We start from the raw sequence: 23,341 nt of genomic DNA, 5'->3' as shown, positions 1-23,341 counted from the left end.
TTTAACAGAGAGGCCGACGATGGCCCCAGTCGAGGTCATCGAGATTGATTGCGGTCGCGCTGGCGTGCTCGAGCCACTCGACAGTAACAAGCGCACCGGTCACGTCTGCGCGCACTCTGTTCTGGAGAGGCAACGCGTCGGCTGACCCAGATAGCGAGACTGCATACACGAAAAGCGACTCATGTGTGCTCGAGTGCAACTCAGGCAGCATCGCCCAGCGACCAAATGCGGTACCCCACGAAGCGGCAGAAGCGCTCGCGTTCTCGGCGAAGCCGTGCAGTGCCAGCAGTTGTGAACTGAGTCCCTCGGCGTTGCGTACCTGAGACGAGTTGCCGGTGATTGTCTGCCGAATATCTTCAGGTCGAGCGTCAGCAAGCGCCCACCCAGACACGCGAACCGGGCTTGAGGGCGGCGGGAAGCGCAAGCGGTGAATTCGTACTTCGAGGTTTCCTTGTGCAACCGTGACAGATTGCACGCGCGCGGATGGGAACAGCGAGCCGTGGCCGGCATCGTCGCTCGCGGGCAGTGGAGTGAACTTCGGGAAGCGCGGATGATGCCATGAGGCGATCCAGTTCGCGCCGGATCCTGCGTTGTGGATGCGTCGGCGTGCGCTCCACACATCGCGGTACTGGATCTGAAAGTCATTGTCGCTGGGATTGTGCAGCGCGGTCGGGCCGGTGCGTGTGGAATAGGCGAAGCGCGCGTATAGCGGATCGGGTGCACCGGCATCTGGGTCGTGGGGCTTGATGTTGTCGCTGCCGTGGTTGTGCACGCGGGCAATTCCGTCAGCTGCCGTCGCCTGAACCATGAGCCCGACCGGTGCTATGGCATCGATGAAGTCTGCGGTGTCGCCGGGTAGCGCGCACTCGGTGTCAGTCCAAAATGGATGCTGCGCCGGCAGCATCAGGCTTGAAAACCCCTTCGACGCCCAAAAGGGCGAACCCGGGCCCGAGTAGCGCTGCAACGTTGCCTCATGTGCACCGTGCCAACCCGAGTTGAACACACCGTCGGTGGTTGCTTCGCGTTCGAAAAAGTAGCGCAGATTCGCCGACGCGATCCGTCGCGATTGGCCGGGGCTCAACGGCGTGTGACCTGTGATCGCGCCCAGCGATATCGCTGCGACCGTTGCGGTGCGATATGTCATAGAACGCCCCATATAGAGAGGAGCGCCGTTGCGGTCGAAGGTGTGCGAGAAGGGCTCGAGAAACTCGCGCAGGCGCTCGCCGAACTTCGACAGCAGGTCGCCATTGCCGCTGAGGCGCGCGTAGAGCATCGGATAGAGATGCAGGGCCCAGCCAACGTAGTGGTCGAACGCCTCGCCGTCGCCATCGCTGTACCAGCCGCGGCCGCGATACCAGTCTTCGATCAAGTCGAGTCCGCGGTCGATGGTCGCACGGGTCTGGGCGTCGCCGCGGTCCACCGCTTCAAGGAACGCTGCGATGGTCACCCCGAACAGATACCAGTTGTTGGGAGAAGTTTCTTTGTCGATCGCAGGTCGCAACCAGTTCGCGACCGCGTCTTTCTCAGCGGGCGTCAGGCGGGCCCAGGTTGTATCTAGAGTCAGATGCAGGCTGAGCGCAATGCTTGCTGCTTCGACCTGAGCCTGACCCCCCGAGCCCTCGACGTGTCCGATGGGAGGCCAGCATTCCGAATCACCGTTCGCCGAAGTGCCAGCGATCAGCCCCGCAACATACCGATCGAGGTGCCGCTGCGACGCCTCGCCCGGTTCACCGATGCTCAAAAAAGCCGCGAGCAGGAATGTGCGGGCGAAGCCCTCCAGCCCATCGACGAGAGTTCCTTGACGCGAGGGACGACCTGGAAAGGCGTAGCGAGATCCGGAACTCGAGCGGAACCGTGCGGCCGAGTCGAGGAGATCGTTTGCCGTCGCCACCCAGTGCTCTCGAGTGAGACCGGTGAACGGGCTGAGGGTGCGGTCCTCGGGCGGCGTGACGCGCAATGCGAGGCTGAGCCCATTTGTGCTGAATGGCGGCAACCCCACATCGGAAGTCGCCGTCATACCTGTGTGAGTAGGGCGATGCCCCAGGGTGGCAGGGTGACGTTGAGCGTGAGTACGCCGTTGACGGCAATGTGGTGCTCGACGCGCAGAGTCCGCGCAGCGTGATCGATTGCTGCCTGTTCGGCGCGGCTGAGGTTTAGTGGTTTTCCCTGCTGCTTCCACGCGGGCAGCGCGTTGCCTGCCTCGTGGTCGACGATCTCCAGCGTGAACTGCGCATCGTCCGCTAGGTCTTCGACGCGCAACGAGATCGTTCGTGGTGTACCGGTAGCGAGCGTGCGTTCGGCGATGTCCCACACGTCAATCGATGCGGGAACGGTCAGAGTGACTTCTTCGGGGTAGTGGTAGATGGCACCGATGATCTTGCCGTCGGTGCTGCGCCGTGTGATGGCGCCCGCGTCAGATCTGGTGAGCAGTTCGTCACCGAGCGCATTGAGGAAGCGGTATGCGTGGTAGGTCGGCTTGGGAATGCCGTGATGGTTCACGAGGCCGAATCCGCCATGGAACGGTTCTTGGCCACCGCCGGCTTCTTCGAAGATGTCGGTGAACGCCCAGTAAGACAGCGAATCGACCAGTCCGATCGTGTCGAGGTTGGCTTTGAGCACGAATGTTGCGGCTTGCAGATGATCGTGGGTGCGGTCGCGTGAGCTCGATGACGATGACCACTCGGTGAGGTGAATCTCGGCATCGGGGTAGGCGCTGTTGTCAACCAGCTTTCGCAGCAGTTGCAGATCGCGGGCGGTCGCATTCACGTCGCGGGTGAGTTTTGCGCCCTGACCGTGCTCATCGAGCGCCCAGTCGGTGGGGTAAGGGTGCGCGGCGACGAAGTCGACCGGCAGATTCTCGGCTTCGGTGAATGCGAGAAATTCCGCGAGCCAGACAGGTTTCCAATCGAGTGCTGACAGATCGTCGGCTGCGAGCACGGCGGCGTGCTGGCTGGTGTCTTCGGTTTCGCCGTCGAAACGCGCATCTGGCACGAAGTTGCTGGTTGCCGGTCCGCCGACTCGCAGTTGCGGGTCGACGCTCTTGACCGCGCGCGCCGCGCGTCGGTACATCTCAAAGTATTCGGAGCGCGTTCCTCTGAAGAAGGGCGCAAGGTTTGGTTCGTTCCACACTTCGAAATACCAGGTGCGGATCTCTTCGATTCCGTAGCGGTCTCGCCAGTGTTCGACGGTGCGCAGTACCAGCTGTTCCCACTTGTCGTAGTCGGTGGGTGGGGTTCCGTTCGCCCGCCACCAGAACAGGGTGTCAGTGTGTACCGCGATCTCGCGGGGCATGAACCCGAACTCTACAAACGGGCGGATGCCGATCTCGAGCAACGCATCGAAAAGCGCATCGACGTACTGGAACGAGGGGGTGACCGCGCCTGTTTCGTCTTCTCGATAGACGAACATGTCGTCGTGGAAGAGCCCGTGAAAACGCAGGTATTCAAATCCCTGAACCTCAACAACCTCGCGTAGTTGCTTTTGCCAGTCGGCACGCAACCCCTCATTCGCGCGCCCGGCGCCAGCCACGCGGCTCCAATGATGCGAGATCGACGTTCCCGCAGCGCGTGCGCTCGTGTGAATGTTTCCGTCGCTGAGTTGCAGACCCTCGTTGGTCATGATGCCCTTCGGTTCGTTTCTATGATGGTAATCGCTTTCCCACGCCCAAAGAGTCCGTCGGTGAAGTGCCGGAGGACTTGTGGTCATGAGTTGAGCCGTGGTAGAAATCATAAACCTAATCGATTCACAAGCGATAGGCACACCCCCCAACCCAACCAGCAGCGTCGCACATGACGTTGCAAGAGCAAGGGAGCTCCATAGTGAAAACGCGACTCACATTCGTCGCCGCCGTCACGGCGGCAGCGATGGTCGTTCTCGCAAGCTGCACCGCAGGCAGCTCGTCTGATGACCCGACCACCCTCAAATTCATGATCTGGGACAACGGTGCCGCATCGATCGAAGCTTTCGAATCCGTGGCAGCTGAATTCTCTGAATCGACCGATGGTGAGATCGTGGTCGAAGTCGAGACGTTGAACACGAGCGACTACGACACCATTCTCAATACGCGCCTCGCCGGCGGCAACGGCCCCGATGTGTTCGGCGTCAAGCCGGACAAAACGCCGCAGTACATTGAAGGCGGCTACTTGGCTGCCGTCGATGACCAGGAGTGGTTCCAGGAACTCCCCGACGCGGCGCAGAACGCACCATCGGCGAAGAGTGGCGAAAGCACCTATGCGTTCCCCTTGAACCGTTCCGGCGAAGGACTCATCTACAACACCGCGCTTTTCGAAGAAGCAGGAGCTACCCCGCCGACCACCTACACTGAGTTGCTCGAGGCAAGCGAGAAGCTGCTTGATGCGGGCATCACGCCGCTCGCCATGTCGGCCCAGGATGCCTGGTGGCCCGTGTTTGTGCTGTACCACGCCAGTGCTCAGAATGTTGACTTTCTCGATCCTGAGTTCAACGCCGAAGTGATGGCTGGCGAGACCACATTCAGCGATAGCGATGGTTGGTTAAGGGCTCTGGAAATCTACGAAGAGATGATTCCTTACTACATGGCAGACCCGCTGGGCACGAGTCAGGAAGCGGCGCAGGCTGCTTTCGTGCAAGGTGAGGTGGCGATGTTCCCGGCGAGCTGGATTCTTCCCGAAGTCCGCGATACTTCGCTGGATGTGGGCTACGTGACTTTCCCGACCACCGACGATGATGTGCCCGCGATCTGGGGTAGCTACAACATTCAGTTGGCGGTCAGTGCGACGAACGGAACTGAAGACGCAGCGAACCAGTTTGTGGAGTATTTGTACTCCGATGAGCCTTACACCGAGGTTCTCACCGCACTCAAGTCCTTCCCCGTCAAGGACGGAGTCGATGTGACTGGCATCGACCCGTTGTTCCCGACGATGCAGGCCGCGTGGGAAGGTGTCGAGTTTGTTCCCACCCCGAGCGACTTCTGGCTGCCGGGAGTTCAGGATGCAATGACCACCGCGGTGCAGGATCTCACCGCTGGGCGGACCGACCCGGCGAGCGTTTTGAAGGCGATGGACGAGGCAACTGCAGACGCAATCGCCAACGGCTAGTCAATGGCGAGACGTTGATCACGGGAGGATGGCGTGCTGCGTCATCCTCCCGATCGCTGATGAGATGAGGAATGAATCGTGGCAATTGATGTCGCCAGGCCCGATCTAGCTGCGCCCGTGAAGGCGCCACGCCGATCGATCTCGGTCAAGTGGCTCTTCTGGCTGGCGGTCGCTCCCGCACTGCTGATCTTTGGGATCTTCTCGCTGTACCCTGTCGCGCAAGTGGTGGTTTATAGCTTCACCAATTTCAGCGGATTTGCCGGGCCCGCTGACTTCGTCGGTCTCGCCAACTACCTCAGAGCGTTCCAAGACGAACAGTTGCACGAAGCATTCGCGCACACCGGAATCTACGCGTTCTTCTACGTTGTCGTGCAACTCGTGTTGGCCTTTTTCATCGCGGTACTGCTGTCGGGAAAGGTTCGTGGAGTCAACGTTTACCGCGCGATCTTCTTCGTGCCGATCATCATCAGCCCCGTCGCTGTCGTCTTTACATGGTCGTTCATGCTCGACCCGAACTCCGGAACGATCAACACCACGTTGCGGCAACTGGGGCTTGACCTGCTGGCGCAAGACTGGCTGGGCAACTACGACCTCGCTCTCTATACGGTTATAGCGATTGATCTTTGGCGAAATATCGGCTATTCGATCGTCATCTTTCTCGCGGGGCTGAGCACTATCCCACAAGACGTCGTAGAGGCTGCGCGCGTCGACGGTGCGTCGCCTTGGCAAGTTCTGAGGCACATCACAGTGCCGATGATGAAGCCGACGATTGGGCTCGCCACGGTTTTGGCGGTGAACGGCGCCCTACGTGCGTTTGACACCGTCTATCTGCTAACACAGGGCGGTCCAGGAGGGCAAACGGAGCTCTATATGACTCGCACGTTCGACGAAGCATTCGTGCGCAATCAATTCGGGTACGCGGCAGCCCTCACCGTATTCGTGCTCGTGGCGCTGATTGGAGTCGCCTTCGTGCAGAACAAACTCAACGCGAATCAGTCCGGAGCGAGAAAGTGACCTCTACCGTGCGAACCTCCTTTCGCGGGATCAAGCGCATCCCTCGACAGATGCTGCTTCTAATCCTGTGCGCTTTGATGGCCTACCCGCTTGTGATCATTCTGATCACCTCGTTTAAATCAAACGAGGAAGTCGTGCAGAACCCGACCGGGCTCCCCGACACCTGGACGCTCGACAACTACGCAACAACGTGGGTCGACGGAAACTTCGCGCAGCTGTTCGGAAACTCATTGCTGCTCACGCTCAGCAGCATGACCCTTGCGACATTCGCTGCAAGCCTCGCAAGCTATGCCGTGGTGACGCGGTTTAGTCGCGTGAGCTCGATCATTTACCTGCTGATCGCGACCGGAATCTTCCTGCCACTGCAGCTCGCGGTGATACCGCAGTTCAAGGTGGTCAGAGATCTTGGTCTCATCGACTCCTACCTCGGCGTCATTGCCGTGTATGCAGCCACCTCGATACCCTTCGGCGTGTTTCTCATCGCAGCGTTCATGCGGCAGATGCCGCAAGAGATCGTCGAAGCAGGTGTGCTTGATGGCGCGGGCTACTTCCGCATGTATTGGTCGGTGTATCTGCCGCTATCGCGGCCCGCCATCGCGACCTTCTGGGTATTGCAGGGCGTGCAGATCTGGAACGACTACCTAGTTCCGCTGTTGTTTCTTTCTGACCCCAGCAAGCGAACGCTCACCACTGGCATTCTCGTTTTCAAACAGCAGTACTTGGCCGACTGGGGGAACATCATGGCCGGAGTCGTGATCATGTCGATTCCCGTCGTGGCGTTGTTCATGTTTGCGCAGCGGTACTTCATCAACGGTCTCTACGCAGGGGCGGTCAAATAGCGAGCACTCCCTGTCAGCTGACGGCGAGGCCTCCTGTCAGCTGACAGTCGAGCGTCGGACAACGAGCTGCGGAGGGTACGTCTGGCTCGTCGTTGCCTTCGGACCGATTGCCGTTCGGATAGCTGCACGGCCCATCGCCGCCGCGTCGTGGCGAACAGTTGTCAAGGGAACGATCGCGAGCTCGGCGAACTCAATGTCGTCGTACCCGATCACCGCGATTTGTTCAGGAACGCGTACGCCGCGATCATGAAGCGCGTGGAGCACGCCAATTGCGAGCAGGTCATTGCCCGCGAACACTGAATCGAAGCTGAGTAGCTGCTCTAGTGGCATTGCGCTGATCGCACGAAAAGCTTCTTTGACAGTCGCAGCCGCCAAGGCGTGCGATTCAAGGACGCGGCCGGCGGCTGCGGCGACCTGTTCAGCACCCTGGTGTCGGTAGCGGAACTGCGGCAACGGGCCACCGACAAACAACGGTGTGCGCCGCCCCAGGTGAATAAGGTGCTTCATCGCCACGACCCCTCCGGCATGATCATCGCCGCTCACGAAAGGCACTGACGATGCACCACCTAGGTTGCCCAGGCTAACTACGGGGGTACCACGGTTCGCAATCTCGGAGAGTTCCTCGGGCACCTCGCCAACCGGGGCGAGCACGATACCGCCCACCTGTTGTGACTCGAAGAACCTGAGGTAAGCGAGCTCGCGAGTGGGATCGTCGGAACTGTTGGCCAGCAAAATGAATCGACCTGTCAGCGCTGCCTCGGTCTCAGCGGCGGCAGCAAACGCGGTAAAGGCAGGGTTCGACGCGTCATTCACAATAAGCGCGATAGCTTCGCTACGTCCGACCCGGAGTTGTCGGGCGGCAGCATTGCCGCGGTATCCAAGTAGCGCGATTGCCTCGTTGACTTGCAGAACGACACCGGCGGAAACCCTGCTGGGTTGGTTGATCGCATACGAGACAGTGGCGGTAGACACGCCGACGTGCTTGGCAATATCGGCGATGGTCACGCGTTGCGGTCGCTCCGCCATGGCGCGTCTCGTCTTCGTCACTGTGACAGCCCCGTCCATCGTTTCTTGATCGTAGTGCGCTCAAATGGGCCGAATCAACTGACAACGGCGTCAGCGGGCTTGACCACCGCACCTGCGAAAGTTTCTGTTAATCGATTAAAGCAGATGCGCTGGTATCGCATAGCAAATTCATCGATGCATGCTCGATCCAATCCAGCCCACACCTACAGCTCACCCAGCCCCGTACGTTCCAGTAGGACCATGACTCCCAAGAAAAAGTGGATACCACTAGCGGTCGCAGGCACGGGCCTTGTCGTCGTCGGCGGTCTTCTCGTCGCGAACGCTAACGTGGCGGGCACCTCGACCTTCGCTGATGCCGATACTACTGAGGCAGAAGCGGTGCTCGCCGAGACTGCGTATGCGGCAACATCTGTGTTCTGGGACTCCACCCAGACGCACTCGATCTCGCTCTCTTTTAACGACGCCGATTATGACGCCATGATCGAAACCTATCTCGGCACCGGAGAAAAGGAGTGGATCTCCGCGACCGTCGTGATCGACGGCACAGTCATCGAGAACGCGGGTCTCAAGCTGAAGGGGAACTCGTCGCTGCGAGGGTTGTCCACCGATGCGGACGCCGAGCTCAGCGCCGAAGACCCGGCCTCTTTGCCTTGGATTATCAATCTCGACAAGTTTGTCGACGACCAGGACTATGACGGAGCAACCGAGTTCGTTGTGCGGGGCAATGCCACTGAGACGGCTCTGAATGAGGCTCTCGCTCTCGAGCTGCTCGAAGCGAGCGGCCTCGCCGCCGAGCAGGCTGTGGCCGTCGAGTTTGAGATCGATGGCGAAAGCTCACTTCGGCTTGTCATAGAGAATCCCAACAATTCATGGGCTGACCGCGAGTTCGACAACGCCGATGCGCTCTACAAGGCCGAGTCCGGTGGGGACTATTCGTACCGCGGGGATGATCCCGCCCAGTACGACGAAGCATTTGACCAGGAGGCAGGGGACGACGATCTCGAACCCCTTACGGCATTTCTGCAGTTCATCAACGCGTCAGATGACGAGACGTTTGCAGCGGAGCTTGATCAGTGGCTCGATGTCGAATCCTTCGCCACCTACCTCGCATTTCAAGAGCTCGTTGGCAACTTCGATGATATTGATGGGCCCGGTAACAACTCGTATCTTGCCTACGACGGCGACACCGGTTTGATGACAGTTGTGTCGTGGGACCTCAACCTCTCGTTCGGCGTCACGAACAACGACGCTGCCGGGGCGCGACAGCCCGGCGGGTTGCCGTCGGCCAGAGAACTGCCCGAGCCCCCCGCGGATGCATCGGCACAGGGCGGTGACACCGTAGAGGGCGCTGGCGGCGGCGCGCAGGGGAGCAACATCCTTTCGCAGCGTTTTCTCGAGAACACCGAATTTTCGGCGGCCTACGAAGCCGAACTCGATCGACTCTCAGAACTGCTGTTCACCTCTGGTTTTGCCCAGTCAGCGCTTGACGAGTGGAGCGAGGTGCTCACAGCCGACGCATCAGGCTTGGTGGCATCGACCGTTGTGGCTGAAGAAGCGGCGAGCGTCATGCAGAACTTTCCACTAGCTAGCTGAATTCAGACGAAAGTGGGCGTCCCAGAGGGGGACGCCCACTTTCGTGTAACGGGTGCGACTATGCGTATGTCGTCTCGAGCAAAGAGTCGAACATCGCGATCTCGTAGGACTGCTGAGCTGACATCTGCTGCGCTATCGTCTTGACGCGCGATATGGCAGCCATATCGACTGCCATATCGGCCATATGAATGCCGCCCACATGATGTGTGCGCATGAGCACGAGAAACTCGCGACCCTTGTCGATGCCAGTCAGTTCTGCAAGAGCGCGCATCTCGTCAGCACTTGCGAGACCGGGCATCGTCTCGGCGGGCATTGACATTCCCATCCAACCCATGACTTCAGACGGTGGAGCTGTGCTCTGACCCCAGCTCGCGAGCCAGGCGTGCAGGAGTCCGCGTTCGTAGGACTGGTTCTGCAGTATTTCTGCTGCTGAGTTCTGCACGGAGCCGCCCGTGTCGCTGCCCAGCACGCGTTGGCACATTGCGAGCGCCTGCTCATGGTGGAAGGCCATATCGGTACAGAAGCCGATGTCTGCCTCGTTGGGGGCGTCGGCACTTTCAGCCGCGACGGTAGTGCTCGTCGTGCAGGCGGTGAGCCCCGCACCAACGAGCGCGGCTGCCGAACCTACGAACAAGCCGCGACGGCTGGTGACGCGAGTCGCTGACAAATCGTGCCTCACGCGCTAGCCCTGGCCCCCGCCGAGGCGAGGTAATGCGTCTTCGCTGACTTCACCGTGATAGCAGCCCAAGATGTAGGGAAATGTCGGGGTCGTGTAATAGCGGTACTGTCCATCGCTATCGACTCGGCCATTGCACTGGTCGAGATCCCCCGAGCCCTCGACATAGCTGTGCGCAGCCCAGGTGTCCGTCGCGAAGAGGCTTTCATCGGTGAGCTCCCAACTGCTGGCGAGTTGAGTCATCGACGAACACTCGTCGTCATCGCAGATGAGTCCCGACATGATGGGGTACCCGTCAGCAGCCCATCCAACGAGAGTCGGATCACCGGACTCGACCTCTTCGGCGGAATAGAGACAGTCGACGCCCTCAGCCCAGCCGAACAGGTGCATATGAAAAGCGGTGGGGCCGTTGTGGCTGCCACACTCAGACAGCGCGCCGGCGAGAGAGAGCACATCTCCGCCCGTTCCTTCTGTGGGGCCGTAGATCGGCACTCCGTTGACGGCTACCGCAATGGAACCAAGCCGGGGCACGTCGTCAGGGCTAGGGTCTGCTGCTTCCACCGGGCTCTCGGGAAGCACGTATGTGCTTTCGTCCTCAGAGGGTGATCCGGGAGTCGTTGCGACATATACGTAGTCGGGGATCGAATTGGTGACCACTACGAGCGAATCACCGTCACACGACGCGGTGAGGGAGGGGTCGGGCAAAGCGGCATTCGCTGACGTCACGTCGCGGAACGTCGCCGCCATGGAATCGCAGTCGCCGGTGATCGGGCCAGCGGCAGTCTCGACCTCGATGGTGGGCATTGCTGTTTCTTCCACCGACACGTCGGTTGTGGGCTCTGCTGTGGAATCTGCTGTCGTCGCAGCGGCGCATCCTGAAACGAGCAGCGCAAGAGTTGCCATTGCCGCAATGGAGGCGGTGCGCGCGTGACGGATTGGTGGAATATTCACTGAAAGACCCTTCGGGTAGGTGCTCGCGGTCAGCATACTCACGCCGCCTATGCGCCTGCTCCATTCGCCGCACCTCAGGCAGAGCCGGTGACGAGATTCATCCCATGATTGGATGAAGGCTCTGGCAAAGAATCAGTGTGGAGGATGTCAGGTGACAAATATGTCGGTATCGCGCGAGTCGAAGCGCGAGTTGATCAACGTGCCTTTGCGAGACGGACCAGTCACTGTGCGCGGCGCTGTGTGGATTGAAGAAACCGCGCAAGGGGTCGTTCCCCGAAGGTTCTTGCAGCCCGCGTCAGAACGAATCGTTGACGACTTCATGCGTGCGGCCATGGTGCAATCGACGGGAGTGCGACTGGCATTTCGCACGGCCGCGACCCGCGTGCAGCTAAGGGTGTTCGCCACCAAACTCGCTGATTCTGTGGACGCCCCTCTGGCGCCCGCTCTCTATGACATCTGCGCCGACGGCGAAGTAGTGAGTGTCGCTTCATCGTTGGATGGCGCACGGGTCGTACTTGCCAACCGAGCGCTGGATCAAACGATCGCTGGCGACGAGGTGAGTTTGGCTTTCGCCCTTGACGGAGTCGAGCGCGACTACGAGCTGTGGCTGCCCTACTCCGACGAAGTCGAATTGCGTGAGTTCAGTGCGGACGCGCCGGTGGTGGCGGTGGCTGATGACCGCACCCGTCCGCGATGGGTGCACCACGGCAGTTCGATCAGTCACGGGTATGTGGCGTCTAGAACCACGAAGACGTGGCCAGCGCAGGTCGCTCAGGCGTGCGCCCTCGACCTTGTGAACCTGTCGTACACCGGCAACGCGGTGCTTGATCAATCAACCGCACGCACGATTCGCGATACGCCGGCAGATGTGATCACCGTGAAGCTCGGGATCAATATCGTCAACGGCGACAGCATGCGCCTGCGGGTTTTTCGCAGCGCTGTGCACGGCTTCCTCGATACCATTCGGGAGGGACAGCCAGACACACCAATTCTGGTCATTTCACCAATCTGCTGCCCGCCTGTCGAGAGTGTTCCAGGCCCGACGCTACGTCAAGGGGCCGGAGAATCGTCGTGGACGGTGACCTCAGGCCAAGCCCGCGAAGTTGCCGAGGGAAAGCTCAGCCTTGAGGTGATTCGTCGTGAGCTGAAGGAGATCGTCGCTGCGCGCGCCGCAACGGACCCTCACCTGGCTTACCTTGACGGCTTGCAGCTCTACGGGGTCGCCGACAATGCTCGGCTACCGATGCCCGACAACCTTCATCCCGCTGACGATGTCAACACCCTGATCGCCGAACGCTTCGTGTCAGCCGCCTTCGGTGAGGATGGCTGGATGCCTGCCGTCGAGCTGCAAACTCGCATGGACTAAGACAAGTCATCCGACGCTTTTGGCGACGAAGCCGCGGGATTTGATCGCTATTGGCGAATTCTGGGCTTTGACATCGTAAAACATCCAATGTTTAGATTGACCGACCTCGCACTGTCGAGCGTCAGATAGGACCTGTCTCGATGCGTGACGCAGCGCCCCAGTCAGCGGTCGCCGCCCGTGAAGATCCCTTTCTTCCTCGGCGGTCGGTTCACCTTGACTTTCATACCTCGCCGCTAATCCAGCCCGTAGGCAATGAGTTCGATGCGATCGAGTTTGCGGACCGCTTTGAACGTCTCGGCGTTGACTCTGTCACGCTCTTCGCAAAGTGCCACCACGGTCAGTTGTATTACGACACTGACCGCCCTGAGCGCCACCCAGGATTGGGCTCACGAAACCTGTTGCGAGAACAGGTTGAAGCGCTCCGCACGAAGGGCATTCGCACTCCGATCTATCTCAGTGTTCTCTTCGATGAGCATGCGGCTGCGATGCGGCCGGACTGGGTTGCGCTCGACGAACGACGCGAACTCTTGCGCGTCGACAGCCACGGCGTTCCCGGGTGGCACATCCTTGACATGACGAGTCCGTACCGCGACTATCTCGCCGATCAGATCACCGATGTGCTTGAGCAGTTTCCAGACGCTGACGGATTCTTCTACGACATCTGCTTCGACCAGCCTGGGTTCTCGCCCAGCTTCCGCGAGGCGGTGCGAAGGCTGGGACTCGATCCCGACAAAGAAGCAGATCGGGGCCGTGCCGCACAGGCAGTCTCGCATGACTACATGGCGCGATACCGAGACATGGTGGCAGGTGGCGTGGGGCACGATGGTCGCGCTCGCAGCATCTTCTTCAACTCCCGCCCGCGCCTGCACCTGGCGGCGGAGAAGGAGTTCTGCACGCACGACGAGGTCGAGGCGCTGCCGACCGGTGGGTGGGGGTACGCATACGCGCCCTATGTGGCGCGCAATGTGTTGCCCGTCCAGCCGCGAGCGCTGGGCATGATGGGGCGCTTCTTCGGCAGCTGGGGAGACAGCGCCAGCATCCACCCTGAAGCGGCGCTCATGTATGAAGCGATGCAGATGGTCTCTCTCGGTATGGGAATCTGCATCGGGGATTCCCTGCCGGCTTCCGGCCGCTCGCATGAAGCAGTGACCGCGAGGCTTCAGGGCCCGTTTCGCTATGTCGAAAAAGTCCAGGATGCGACCAAGGGTTACGACCGCGTCGTCGAGGTGGGGGTCGTTCGCCCAGTTCCGACCGGTACCGACGTTCACCAGGTCGACGCACCTACTGCGGGTGGCCTGGGCGCTCTTCGTGTGCTCGGCGAGATGGGCCTGGGTTTCGAGTTCGTCGCTCCAGGAGCCGATTGGCAGCGCTACGCCGCAATTGTCGTGTTGTCTGGCGTTCGCCTCGATGCCGAAATGCGCGCAACGCTCGATGAGTTTCTCGCAGCGGGTGGATCGGTCTTGTTCTCAGGTGTGGAGCAATCCGACGATGATTGGAGTTCGAAGAATCAAGGCCTCACTCTCAGTGATGCGGAGGGTTTCGCACGAGAGTTCTTCAGACCAATCCTGGCCTTGTCCGGTCTTCCTGACTTCGACTTTGTGACGCCCAGCACCATTCGTCGAGCGACAGTTGCAGAAGGTGCGCAGGTGCTCGCGACGGTCACCGAACCCTTCTTCGATCGAACAGCCAGCACCTTCAGCGGTCACGAGTACACGCCCGCGGGAACGGCGACCGATTATCCGGCTGTCGTGGTGAACGGCAAAGTTGCCACCGTGCTGTTTCCACTGCTCGAGGCTTACGGCGAGCTCGGCGTGCCCGAGTACTCTCACCTCGCGGTGGCGGCGTTGCGGGCCATTCTGCCGACACCGGCAGTGCGGGTCAAGAACGCTCCGAGCCACCTCGAAGTTGCGCTGCATGCGACACAGGAATCGAAGCTTGTCCACCTGATTAGCTTCCTGCCAGCGCGCCGCTCGATGTCAGAGATCGAGACGGTGCGCGAGCCCGTGCCCGTGATCGATCTGACCGTGTGCGTGCGCTCAGAAACTCGGCCGACCTCCGTAAAGCGGCCGCTCGACGGTGGTGAGGTCGCCTTCACTTTTGTCGACGGCTACGTCGAATTCGATGTGTCGTTTTCGAGCGGCCACACCCTCGTCGTCGTGGACTAGAGAGCCCGTGCCAGCAACCGCATTCATCCGTGGGCGTGACGCGTTGCTTCCACGTCGTCAAACCAGGTGTGCAGCGCGTTCGTCATAGACCTCACGCGATGAGGCTCTTCGCCCGATACATCCTGCGTTTCCCCGGGGTCGCGGCGAAGGTTGAAGAGCATAGGGGTGGATGCTTCCGGGGGTGCGAATTGTGGAATGGGTGAGCTGTCGAGTTCTTGGGGTGCCTCTTCGGCAGTCTTGATTTCAGCGTCGCGGTCGAGGTCGCTCTGGAGGGCATCGAGCGTTTTCTCCCACGGCGGAAACACCAGCTTCCAGTCGCCGTCGCGCACGGCGGAATTCGATTCAGCGAGCGGCGTGTATCGCGTCCACTGCCAGAAGCGCACGGGCGATTCTGCTGCTTCGCCTCGGAGCGCCGGCAGTTGGCTCACGCCGTCGAGCTGTGCTCGTGAGGCGGGTGCACCGGCAGCTTCGAGCAGGGTGGGCATCCAATCGACAAAATGGATCAGGTCATCGCGAACGACGCCACCGTCAAGACCATCTGGCCACCGCATGATCATCGGCACTTTGATGCCACCTTCGAACGCGAAGGTCTTCGAGCCGCGCAGTCCTTCGTTGAATCGGTGGGTCGAATCTTCGCCCTCACCGTGAAGGTCGGGGCCATTGTCGCTGGTGAACATCACGATGGTGTTGTTCGTGAGTCCTAGTGCCGATAGGTGCTGCAGGAGCGCATCAACGCCATCATCGACCATCGCGAGCATGGCATAGATGGTCGCTACCGCGCGCGACACCTCACCCTCTCGGTAGAAGCGTTCGATGAGACCCTCGGGCGCTTGCAAGGGAAAGTGCGGAGCGTTATAAGCGAGGTGCAGGTAGAACGGTTCGTGGGCATGTCGACTGACGAAGTCGACGGCCTCGGCTGTGAAGACCGCGGTCAGGTGTCGGCCGTCACCGGTGAGCCGGGAGCCGCCCTTCTCGATCCGCCAGTCCCAGTAGTCTTGCCATCCCCCTTGAAAGCCGACGAACTCGGCAAAGCCTCGGTGGGTGGGATGAAACGCTACGTCGAATGCGCCGTTGTGCCATTTGCCCACAAGTCCAGTTGCGTATCCGAGTCCGCGCAGGTCTTCTGCCATGGTGCGCTCACCGACGGCAAGCCGGTCGGTCCCGCGTGCCTCCATCGTGTCAATCACGCCCGTACGCTGCGGGTAACGCCCGGTCAGGAGCGCCGCTCGGGCCGGGGCGCACACCGGCGAGCCCGAATAGTGCTGGGTCAAGCACAGTCCGTCCGTTGCCAATTGGTCGAGGGTGGGTGTGGCCGAGGCGCCACCGTTGCTGCTCGACAGATCACCGATACCCATGTCGTCGACGACGATCTGAATGATGTTTGGAAGACGAGTCATTGGGGGTCCTGTTCTTTCGAAGGCATCCGCCGAGCGCGCTAGAGGCGGGTGAATGCCCTCCAGGGTGACATGAGATCGAAGAAATGGAAAGCGATTACCATCCGACGGATTGGCGGGCAGGGCGCCCCCATGCACGCCATGAGATCTCGACGAGCGCGCCGCCGATGGCGACGATTCCCACCGTGGGCAGATACACCGCCAAAATGACCGCAGCGACAGCGGCAGCGAGCGCCAGAACGCTCACGAATGGCCGTCGCACGGCCAACTGCACGGCGCGAACCAAGGTTTCGCGCCGACTGATTCCCGCCGTCGCGGCACTCGGCAGAGCGAAGAGGATCATCGCGAACGCGACGATGATGAATAGCACCACTGCGATCATGATGACGCTCAATGGTGCGGGCGCGACGAGCCAGAATGCCGTGCTAATCCAGCCGAAAATGCCCACAATTATCGCGATCGGGCCCACCGCCCAGAGCGTGCGAAAGTGCGCACCGGTCCCGCGGAAAAGGGTTGCGATCGGGGTAGAAGGGCCACTCGTACTCACCTGTGCTCGCGCATCGATTGCTGCTGCTGCAGCTGGGGCCGCAGTGACCACGCCGAGAAGCAGCACAAGCAGACCCAGTGAGATCATGATCATGTCACCAATCACCGTGAGCATGCCCACGATCGTGTGTGCCCGCTTCGGGGAGTGGGGTGGCGTCGCCGCAGTCATTTCACCAGTCTTGCATCACGAATCGATCACAGGGCATTGACATACGGTATGCGCTTTCCGTATGGTGATGGAAATCGCATTCCCCACCACGCAGTCACAAGGAGGTTCTCGTGGAAATTCGCTCACGGTCCATTGCAGCAGTTGCAGCTATCGGTGCGGTCGCACTGGTTGTCGCAGGGTGTTCATCAAGCGGCGAAGACGCTGCTTCGGAAGACCCCACAGAAGTAACAGGCACCATCCGGGTGCTCACGCCCAGCTACCCGGCCAGCAACGAAGGCACTGCAGCGTTCGACGAGGTCGTCGCTGCTTTTCAAGAGGAGTACCCGGGCGTCGAGGTAGAAGCAGACTTCGCCACGTTCGCTAACCTCAACGAGAAGATCTCGACATCGCTCGCTGGCGGTCAGCCCTACGATGTTCTCGTCACCGGCATCGGCTGGGTGCCCCCGTTCGCATCGCAAGGTGCCTTCCTCGACCTCGGCGAGTTCGGCGTTACCGAAGACACGGTCGCCGCTGATTCCAACCCGGCAGTGCTGCCAGCCGTCACGTACGACGGTGATGTCTATGCCTACCCCTTGATCATGGGGGCGAAGCCGGCGGCGCTCAGCCGTTCGGCATTCGAAGCAGCGGGCCTCGACCCCGACTCGCCGCCGCAGACGCTCGCGGAGCTGGGCGAAGCTGCCGAGGCGCTCACCGTGCGCGAAGACGACGGCACGATTTCGCGCGTAGGTTTCGACTTCTGGGCGAGCCCCAGCAACTACCGCCACTCGTACACCACCATGCTTGGCGCCCTTGGCCCTGACCTCTACGAAGACGGTGCTCCCGGCTTTGACGGACCAGAGGGTGCGGAAGCGCTTGACTGGATCGATGACATGATCAACGACGCCAACGTGATCGACTACGGTCAGTCTTCCTCATCTGGCTCTCCGCTGATGTACTCCGGCGAAGCTGCCATGGGCTTCGTGGGCGGCTACATTGACTGCGAAGCAGTCACGCAGGAAGTGTGCGATGACATGGTCTTCTTCAACGTCGCCGATGAGCGCGAGGTGCTGTTCACTGGCGGCCAGGTCGCATCGATCGGTGCAGGCACCGACCTTCCCGAGGCATCGTGGGCCTTCATCGAAGCGATGTCAACGCTTGAGGCTGAATCAGCCATGGCCGCGATGAACTTCGCAGTTCCCGCAATCGCAGGAGCTGAGAATGCTGACGCTGTGACGAGCAACCCGGCGAGCACCTTCGTCTACGACAACCTTGAGTACGTCATCTTCGAGGGCGGCGCAGCCAACTGGCTTGACATTCGCGACACCTGGAACACAGAGCTTGACAAGGCGCTGCTTGAGCAAGCTACGTCGGCCGAAGTGCTCGAATACCTGGCCGCTGAGTCCGAGTAATCCGAACCAGTTCAAAGACCGCGGGGGTCAGAGCCCTAGGGTTCTGACCCCCGGCAGTCTTCGGATGACAACACAAGGAGGCTCGCGATGACGATGAGCATCGACAAGTCGAGTACCGCAGACGAATCATCGGGTCGTTCGGCGAGTTCCCGCCCCCCGCGCCGGCGCAAGCACTCAGGCATGGTGCGCGCGCAGCGTCGCGCTGGATACGTGCTGATGGCACCAGCATTGTTCAACATCTCACTCTTCTTGGGACTGCCGCTCGTGCTGGCATTCGTCCTGAGCTTCACCGACTACGGCTTCTTCGCTGATCCTGAGTTCATCGGCTTCGCCAACTATGTAGAGCTCGTGCAGGATCCTGACTTCCGAGTCTCGGTCGTCAACACGATCATCTACACGATCATGGTCGTCCCCTTTGCGATGGGGCTGGCTCTCGTTATCGCACTGGCACTCAACATGGCTATTCGCGGACGTTCTATCTATCGCGTGATGTTCTACGTGCCCGTTGTGACCGCAACGGTGTCAATCGCCACAGTCTGGCTCTGGATTCTGAACCCGAGCTATGGACTCGCGAACGAAATTTTGGGGCTCTTCGGGCTGCCGCCCGGTCGCTGGCTCACGTCACCTGACACGGCGCTCGCAAGTCTGGCCATGATCGGCATCTGGCAAGGCCTTGGCACCAAGATGGTGCTGTACCTGGCCGCCCTCCAAGGTGTCGACCCTGCGCAACTCGAGGCTGCGAAGCTCGATGGCGCAAACAAATGGCAGACCTTTTGGAACGTCACATGGCCCGCTCTTGGGCCGGCTCACTTCTTCGTGTTTGTCACATCGATCATCGCGTCGTTCCAGGTCTTCGATCTCGTCTACGTCACTACCCAGGGCGGTCCCGCTAACGCAACGCGCGTGCTCGTCTTCGACATCTATCAGAACGCATTCTCGAAGCTTGACCTGGGCTACGCCTCCGCCGAGTCGGTGTTCCTGTTCATTCTGATCGCGATTTTCATCGCGGCGGGTCTGCGCCTGCAAAGGAGCAGTGCTGATGACAACTGAGGTCATTCGGTACCCGAGTACCAAGAAACGCTCACCGGGCGCCCGTCTCGCTCGCGCGCTCTTTTACATCGTGCTGTCAGTTGCAGCATTCGCCATGGTGTTGCCGTTCATTTGGATGGTGCTCACATCGCTGAAGTCGCCGGCTGAAGTCAACTCGTTCACATGGCTGCCCACGGAGTTGGTCTGGCAGAACTACGTCGACGCGATGACGGCCGCGCCGTTTGTCGACTACTTCCGAAACAGCTTTATTCTGGCCGTCGGTCAGACGCTTTTGACGCTGGTGTTCGCCACGGCCGCGGGTTACGCACTCGCCAAGCTGCCGATCCCGGGTGCGAAGTACTGGCTTGGCTACGTGATTCTGCTTCTGATGGTGCCGTTCCAAGTGGTCATCGTTCCTCTCTTCTTGGTGGTCAAGCAGATTCCGCTCTTCGGCGGCAACGACATCTTCGGCCAGGGTGGTAGCGGTTGGCTCGATACCTGGTGGGGTCTGATTGTGCCGCTCGCGGTCGGCCCTCTCTTCATCTTCTTGTCACGCCAGTTCTTCACGTCATTGCCCGATGAGCTAGCGGAAGCGGCACGCATCGACGGGGTCAGCGAGTACGGAATCTTTGCGCGCATCATGCTGCCACTGGTGCGCCCCGCGCTGGTGACGATCGCAGTGTTCCAGTTCGAAGCGTCGTGGAACTCGTTCATCTGGCCGCTCATCGCCACAAGCTCTCCCGACCTGCGCCCGTTGCAGTTGGGTCTCGCGATCTTCGCGCAGGACGAACTAAACGTGCAGTGGAACTACCTCATGGCTGGCGCGACGCTCGCGACCGTGCCGATGATCATCATGTTCATCTTTGCCCAGAAGCAGTTCGTGCAGGGACTGGCGAGTTCGGGGTTGAAGGGATGACCGACGTGCGCAGCGCCGAGAGCGCAGGCGTCAAACAGTCAGCGTCGAGCGGCAATAGCCGAATCGCAACTTCGGCGGGTCGCTATGCTCTCGCCCTCGGTTCGGAGTTGCTTGCTACGCGGCTCTTTGGTGACGATTTCGAACTTCTTGCTGACGTACCGGGCGAAGCAATGCTGCCGATTGTCACCGAGTGGGATGACGCGACCCTCGAACGGCTTGCCGAGATCGATGTGCTGATCACGGGGTGGGGCGCACCGCCTCTCACCGACCGGGTGGCCGACGCTCTGCCAAATCTGAAAGCCGTCGTGCACTCCGGCGGTGCGACCCACTCGCTGTTGTCGCCGCGAATGCAGCGTAAAGTTCGTCTATCGAGCGCGGGCGAGGTCAACTCGATTCCCGTCGCGGAGTACTCGCTGGCCATGATTCTGCTTTCGTGCAAGCAGGTGTTCCAGTCACAACGCCTCTTTCGCGATACTCGGGCTGCGATCAACCGTGAAGTCGCGTTTCCAGACGCTGGCAATTACGGCCAGACCGTCGGCATTGTGGGCGCGTCGAAGATCGGGCGTCATGTCATCGAGCTCTTGCGACCATTCGCACTTCGAGTGCTCGTCTACGACCCGTACCTCACTGAACAAGAGGTCGCGGAACTCGGAGTTGAACGTGTGCCATTGCTCGAGGTGATGGCGGCAAGCGACGTCGTGTCATTGCACGTGCCACTGAACGACGAGACCACTCATATGATCGGGGCGGAAGAGCTCGCCGTGATGGCGCCGGGGGCGACCCTGCTGAACACTGCTCGAGGTGGTGTCGTGGATCTCGACGCTCTTGAGCGCGAACTCGTGTCGGGTCGTATCGACGCCATCCTTGACGTGACCGATCCGTTCGAACCACTTCCCGCACATTCCCCGCTCTGGGATTGTTCGAACGTCATCATTACCCCCCACGTGGCGGGATCGATGGGCACCGAGCTGCGGCGGATGGGACAGCACGTCGTCGAAGAAGTTGCACGCGCCTTGCATGACGAGGAGTTCGTCGCGCCGGTCGACACCAGCCTGTGAGGGTACCCGCTGATTGCTGCGGGGCTGCGTCGCGGCGGCTGTGATCATGGGCGACGGGGAGTGCTCGCACGCACGACCACGTGGCCGCTGATCACACTGAGCCGAGGTTCTTCGGCGCGATCCGTAGTGGCGAGGCGCAGGGCTTCGGCAGCGACCTCGTCCCACGGCAGGTGCACGGTGGTGAGACCCGGTGTGACATCCCTGAGCGCTTTGATGTCATCGAAGCCGGCCACGGCGATCTGCGAACTCGGAATCCCGGCATCTCGCAAGAAGCTGAGCGCGCCCAGGGCCATGGCGTCGTTCACGGCAAAGATCGCATCGATATGGATGCCGCGCCTGACGAGATCGCCGGTGGCGGCGTATGCCGCTGAGCGGCTGAAGTCCCCTGTAATGATGCGATCGGCGGGCACCGTGATGCCGCCTTCGGCGAGCCCTCGCAGAAATCCGCTCGTACGATCGCGTTGCGTTAGGCCATCGGCGTAGCCGGCCAGAATCGCGAAGTTCTTGTACCCGAGCTCGACCATTGCAATGGCCAGGTCGTGTGCGCCCTGCACGTTCGCATAGGAGACGGTGTCGAAGGGGAGCCCTGCTTGGGTGATCATCACTACCCGCCCGCCCTCGGCTTCGTAGCGCTTGAGCGCATCGACAAGTGCCGGTATGCCGCGGTCGCCCATCATCCGACCGCCAATGGTCATCAGAATCTGCGCGCGTTGGCCACGTGCAGCATGCACCTCCCTGACGAGATCGTCAGACTCCGCGCCAGCGACGATCAGGTTGAGGGCAAGGCGTTCTCGTCGCGCAGCTTCTACGACGCCGGCCACCATGGGGTTCGCGTAGTCATCGGGCATGAGCTTCAACAGCAGTGTCACTCCGCGTTGGCGCCCTCGGGCTACCGCTTGTGCCGCAACGTTCGCGGAGTATCCGAGTTCGTGTGCGGCGGCGAGCACCTTTGCGCGATTGGCCTCTTTGACCGATCTCTCGCTGCCGTTCAGGGCTCGGGATGCTGTGGCCACCGACACGCCAGCTCTGCGCGCGACATCACTCAAGCGAGGTGGTCGGTGCTCCATTGCTCTTACGCTTTCCCTTCCGTGTGCAGGGGCTGTCTCTACCGTAATTGGAAGAGTTGTCTTAGTCGTGCCGACTCGACCCTTGGCGGCGGATATCGTCGTGCGTTGTATCGAGAACAAGCAGGGCGGCGCCAACCAAGGGGGCGGTGTCGCCGAGCTGTGGGGCGATCACCGACAGATGTTGCGCGGAAGGCAGGACTGCGACCTCGCGCGCGCGGGACTGAACGAGGTCGAGATAGTCGAGCGAAACGTGCGAGAAACCACCGCCGATGATCACCAAACGGGTGGAGGTAAGCGCGCTGACTCCCGCAAGCGCCTCGCCGACTGCATGTGCTGAGCGAACGATGGCGGCGCGAGCGATCTCATCTCCTGCCGCAGCATCCCGAGAGAGATCTTCTCCGCTTGCGCCCTCCCAGCCCTGTGCTCGAGCCCAGGCCACGCTGGCCGGACCGGACGCAATTGACTCCAGCGTTCCCGTCTGGCGAGTACTGGCTACGTCGCGCCCCCACTCGCGCACGCGAAGCTGGCCAATGTGCCCGGCGTTACCGTCTGCACCGGTGACAGGGATGCCGCCGCACACGACCCCACCCCCGATACCGGTTGAGACCACCATGCAGATCAGGTCGTTCACGCCGCGACCGGCACCGATCTGCCATTCCGCAAGGGCAATGCACATCCCGTCGAGGCCGAGCTCGACTCTCGTCCCTTCGGGCAAAAGCGAGGCGACGTGCTCGCGAACGGCAAAGCCCTGGAGGTGCGGCATGTTTAGTGGTGCCGTCGTTCCCGCCGATCGGTCGATCGGCCCGGCACTGCCGATTCCTGCGCCGACGAGAATCGCGTCGTCGGGCAATGCAGCAAGAGTGTCGGTGATCGTCGAGTGCAGGGCGGCGCGCATAGCGTCAACGGTGATGCCGCGTCCAGTGCTTGCACGCTTGCGACTTGAAACAACGACGCGGCCGCGTGCGTCGACCAAGGCGGTCTCGACTTTCGTGCCTCCGATATCGACGGCGAGAGCAACCGAGACGGTGGTTGCGGGCTCAGCAGAAGAAGTTTCGTGCACCATCCTTCC

The 23,341-nt window shown here is 60.9% G+C and carries 19 protein-coding genes; 10 read left to right on the top strand and 9 right to left on the bottom strand.

All coding sequences use genetic code 11. The annotated features are described in order from the left end of the window. Position 1: 1 nt before the first annotated feature. Complete coding sequence (locus tag AB0O81_RS12350) at positions 2-2,017, bottom strand: DUF2264 domain-containing protein (RefSeq protein WP_363584682.1); 2,016 nt, start codon at positions 2,015-2,017, stop codon at positions 2-4. Beyond that, on the bottom strand, positions 2,014-3,618 hold the full coding sequence (locus AB0O81_RS12345) for a beta-xylosidase (protein WP_363584680.1): 1,605 nt from the start codon (positions 3,616-3,618) through the stop codon (positions 2,014-2,016). Before AB0O81_RS12345 ends, AB0O81_RS12350 begins: the two co-directional genes overlap by 4 nt. Positions 3,619-3,818: 200 nt before the next feature. Here AB0O81_RS12345 and AB0O81_RS12340 point away from each other — a divergent pair, with 200 nt between their 5' ends. From AB0O81_RS12340 to AB0O81_RS12330, 3 genes are all read left to right on the top strand, one after another. Next, positions 3,819-5,075: an extracellular solute-binding protein gene (locus AB0O81_RS12340; RefSeq protein ID WP_363584678.1), complete on the top strand. Its 1,257-nt coding sequence runs from the start codon at positions 3,819-3,821 to the stop codon at positions 5,073-5,075. 78 nt (positions 5,076-5,153) lie between these two features. Beyond that, positions 5,154-6,089 carry a sugar ABC transporter permease gene (locus AB0O81_RS12335; RefSeq protein ID WP_363584676.1) on the top strand — a complete coding sequence of 312 codons (936 nt, stop codon included), beginning with the start codon at positions 5,154-5,156 and terminating at the stop codon, positions 6,087-6,089. A gap of 77 nt (positions 6,090-6,166) precedes the next feature. Next, complete coding sequence (locus AB0O81_RS12330; protein ID WP_363584674.1) at positions 6,167-6,928, top strand: carbohydrate ABC transporter permease; 762 nt, start codon at positions 6,167-6,169, stop codon at positions 6,926-6,928. A gap of 36 nt (positions 6,929-6,964) precedes the next feature. Here the strand turns inward: AB0O81_RS12330 and AB0O81_RS12325 are convergent, their stop codons facing one another. Next, the gene (locus AB0O81_RS12325; RefSeq protein ID WP_363584672.1) at positions 6,965-7,975 is read right to left on the bottom strand and encodes a LacI family DNA-binding transcriptional regulator; all 1,011 of its coding nucleotides are present in this window, start codon (positions 7,973-7,975) and stop codon (positions 6,965-6,967) included. A gap of 219 nt (positions 7,976-8,194) precedes the next feature. Here AB0O81_RS12325 and AB0O81_RS12320 point away from each other — a divergent pair, with 219 nt between their 5' ends. Beyond that, complete coding sequence (locus AB0O81_RS12320; protein WP_363584670.1) at positions 8,195-9,547, top strand: CotH kinase family protein; 1,353 nt, start codon at positions 8,195-8,197, stop codon at positions 9,545-9,547. Positions 9,548-9,605: 58 nt separating this feature from the next. Here AB0O81_RS12320 and AB0O81_RS12315 read toward each other — a convergent pair whose 3' ends face one another. Further along, positions 9,606-10,226, bottom strand: a complete 621-nt coding sequence (locus tag AB0O81_RS12315; protein WP_363584668.1) for a DUF305 domain-containing protein — start codon at positions 10,224-10,226, stop codon at positions 9,606-9,608. 3 nt (positions 10,227-10,229) lie between these two features. Further along, entirely contained in the window at positions 10,230-11,174 is a 945-nt protein-coding gene (locus AB0O81_RS12310) for a YHYH protein (RefSeq protein WP_363584666.1), read from the bottom strand. A gap of 160 nt (positions 11,175-11,334) precedes the next feature. On the opposite strand from AB0O81_RS12310, the gene AB0O81_RS12305 reads away from it, so the two are divergent. Beyond that, a complete protein-coding gene (locus tag AB0O81_RS12305) occupies positions 11,335-12,540 on the top strand; it encodes a GDSL-type esterase/lipase family protein (RefSeq protein ID WP_363584828.1) in 1,206 nt (401 codons plus the stop codon). A 140-nt stretch (positions 12,541-12,680) separates the two neighbouring features. Then, positions 12,681-14,705, top strand: a complete 2,025-nt coding sequence (locus tag AB0O81_RS12300; protein WP_363584664.1) for an alpha-amylase family protein — start codon at positions 12,681-12,683, stop codon at positions 14,703-14,705. A 23-nt stretch (positions 14,706-14,728) separates the two neighbouring features. Here AB0O81_RS12300 and AB0O81_RS12295 read toward each other — a convergent pair whose 3' ends face one another. Together AB0O81_RS12295 and AB0O81_RS12290 are read right to left on the bottom strand one after the other, a co-directional pair. Then, positions 14,729-16,102 (bottom strand): sulfatase-like hydrolase/transferase, encoded by a 1,374-nt coding sequence (locus AB0O81_RS12295; RefSeq protein ID WP_363584662.1) that lies wholly within the window; start codon positions 16,100-16,102, stop codon positions 14,729-14,731. Between the two features lie 94 nt (positions 16,103-16,196). Beyond that, complete coding sequence (locus AB0O81_RS12290) at positions 16,197-16,814, bottom strand: hypothetical protein (RefSeq protein ID WP_363584660.1); 618 nt, start codon at positions 16,812-16,814, stop codon at positions 16,197-16,199. Positions 16,815-16,924: 110 nt separating this feature from the next. Here AB0O81_RS12290 and AB0O81_RS12285 point away from each other — a divergent pair, with 110 nt between their 5' ends. From AB0O81_RS12285 to AB0O81_RS12270, 4 genes are all read left to right on the top strand, one after another. Next, positions 16,925-18,202: an extracellular solute-binding protein gene (locus AB0O81_RS12285; protein WP_363584658.1), complete on the top strand. Its 1,278-nt coding sequence runs from the start codon at positions 16,925-16,927 to the stop codon at positions 18,200-18,202. 87 nt (positions 18,203-18,289) lie between these two features. Beyond that, positions 18,290-19,252 carry a sugar ABC transporter permease gene (locus tag AB0O81_RS12280; protein ID WP_363584656.1) on the top strand — a complete coding sequence of 321 codons (963 nt, stop codon included), beginning with the start codon at positions 18,290-18,292 and terminating at the stop codon, positions 19,250-19,252. Beyond that, complete coding sequence (locus AB0O81_RS12275; RefSeq protein WP_363584654.1) at positions 19,242-20,147, top strand: carbohydrate ABC transporter permease; 906 nt, start codon at positions 19,242-19,244, stop codon at positions 20,145-20,147. The genes AB0O81_RS12280 and AB0O81_RS12275 overlap by 11 nt, the downstream gene beginning before the upstream one ends. After that, positions 20,144-21,205 carry a hydroxyacid dehydrogenase gene (locus AB0O81_RS12270; RefSeq protein WP_363584652.1) on the top strand — a complete coding sequence of 354 codons (1,062 nt, stop codon included), beginning with the start codon at positions 20,144-20,146 and terminating at the stop codon, positions 21,203-21,205. The genes AB0O81_RS12275 and AB0O81_RS12270 overlap by 4 nt, the downstream gene beginning before the upstream one ends. Before the next feature lie 44 nt (positions 21,206-21,249). Here AB0O81_RS12270 and AB0O81_RS12265 read toward each other — a convergent pair whose 3' ends face one another. Beyond that, complete coding sequence (locus tag AB0O81_RS12265) at positions 21,250-22,272, bottom strand: LacI family DNA-binding transcriptional regulator (protein WP_363584650.1); 1,023 nt, start codon at positions 22,270-22,272, stop codon at positions 21,250-21,252. Positions 22,273-22,333: 61 nt separating this feature from the next. Next, positions 22,334-23,335 carry an ROK family protein gene (locus AB0O81_RS12260; protein WP_363584648.1) on the bottom strand — a complete coding sequence of 334 codons (1,002 nt, stop codon included), beginning with the start codon at positions 23,333-23,335 and terminating at the stop codon, positions 22,334-22,336. Positions 23,336-23,341 lie beyond the last annotated feature (6 nt).

The organism is Microbacterium sp. NPDC076911, assembly GCF_040687125.1.
GTDB lineage: Bacteria > Actinomycetota > Actinomycetes > Actinomycetales > Microbacteriaceae > Microbacterium.
Note: the sequence above shows the minus strand (reverse complement) of the source record. Positions and strands in the feature narration are given on the sequence as shown.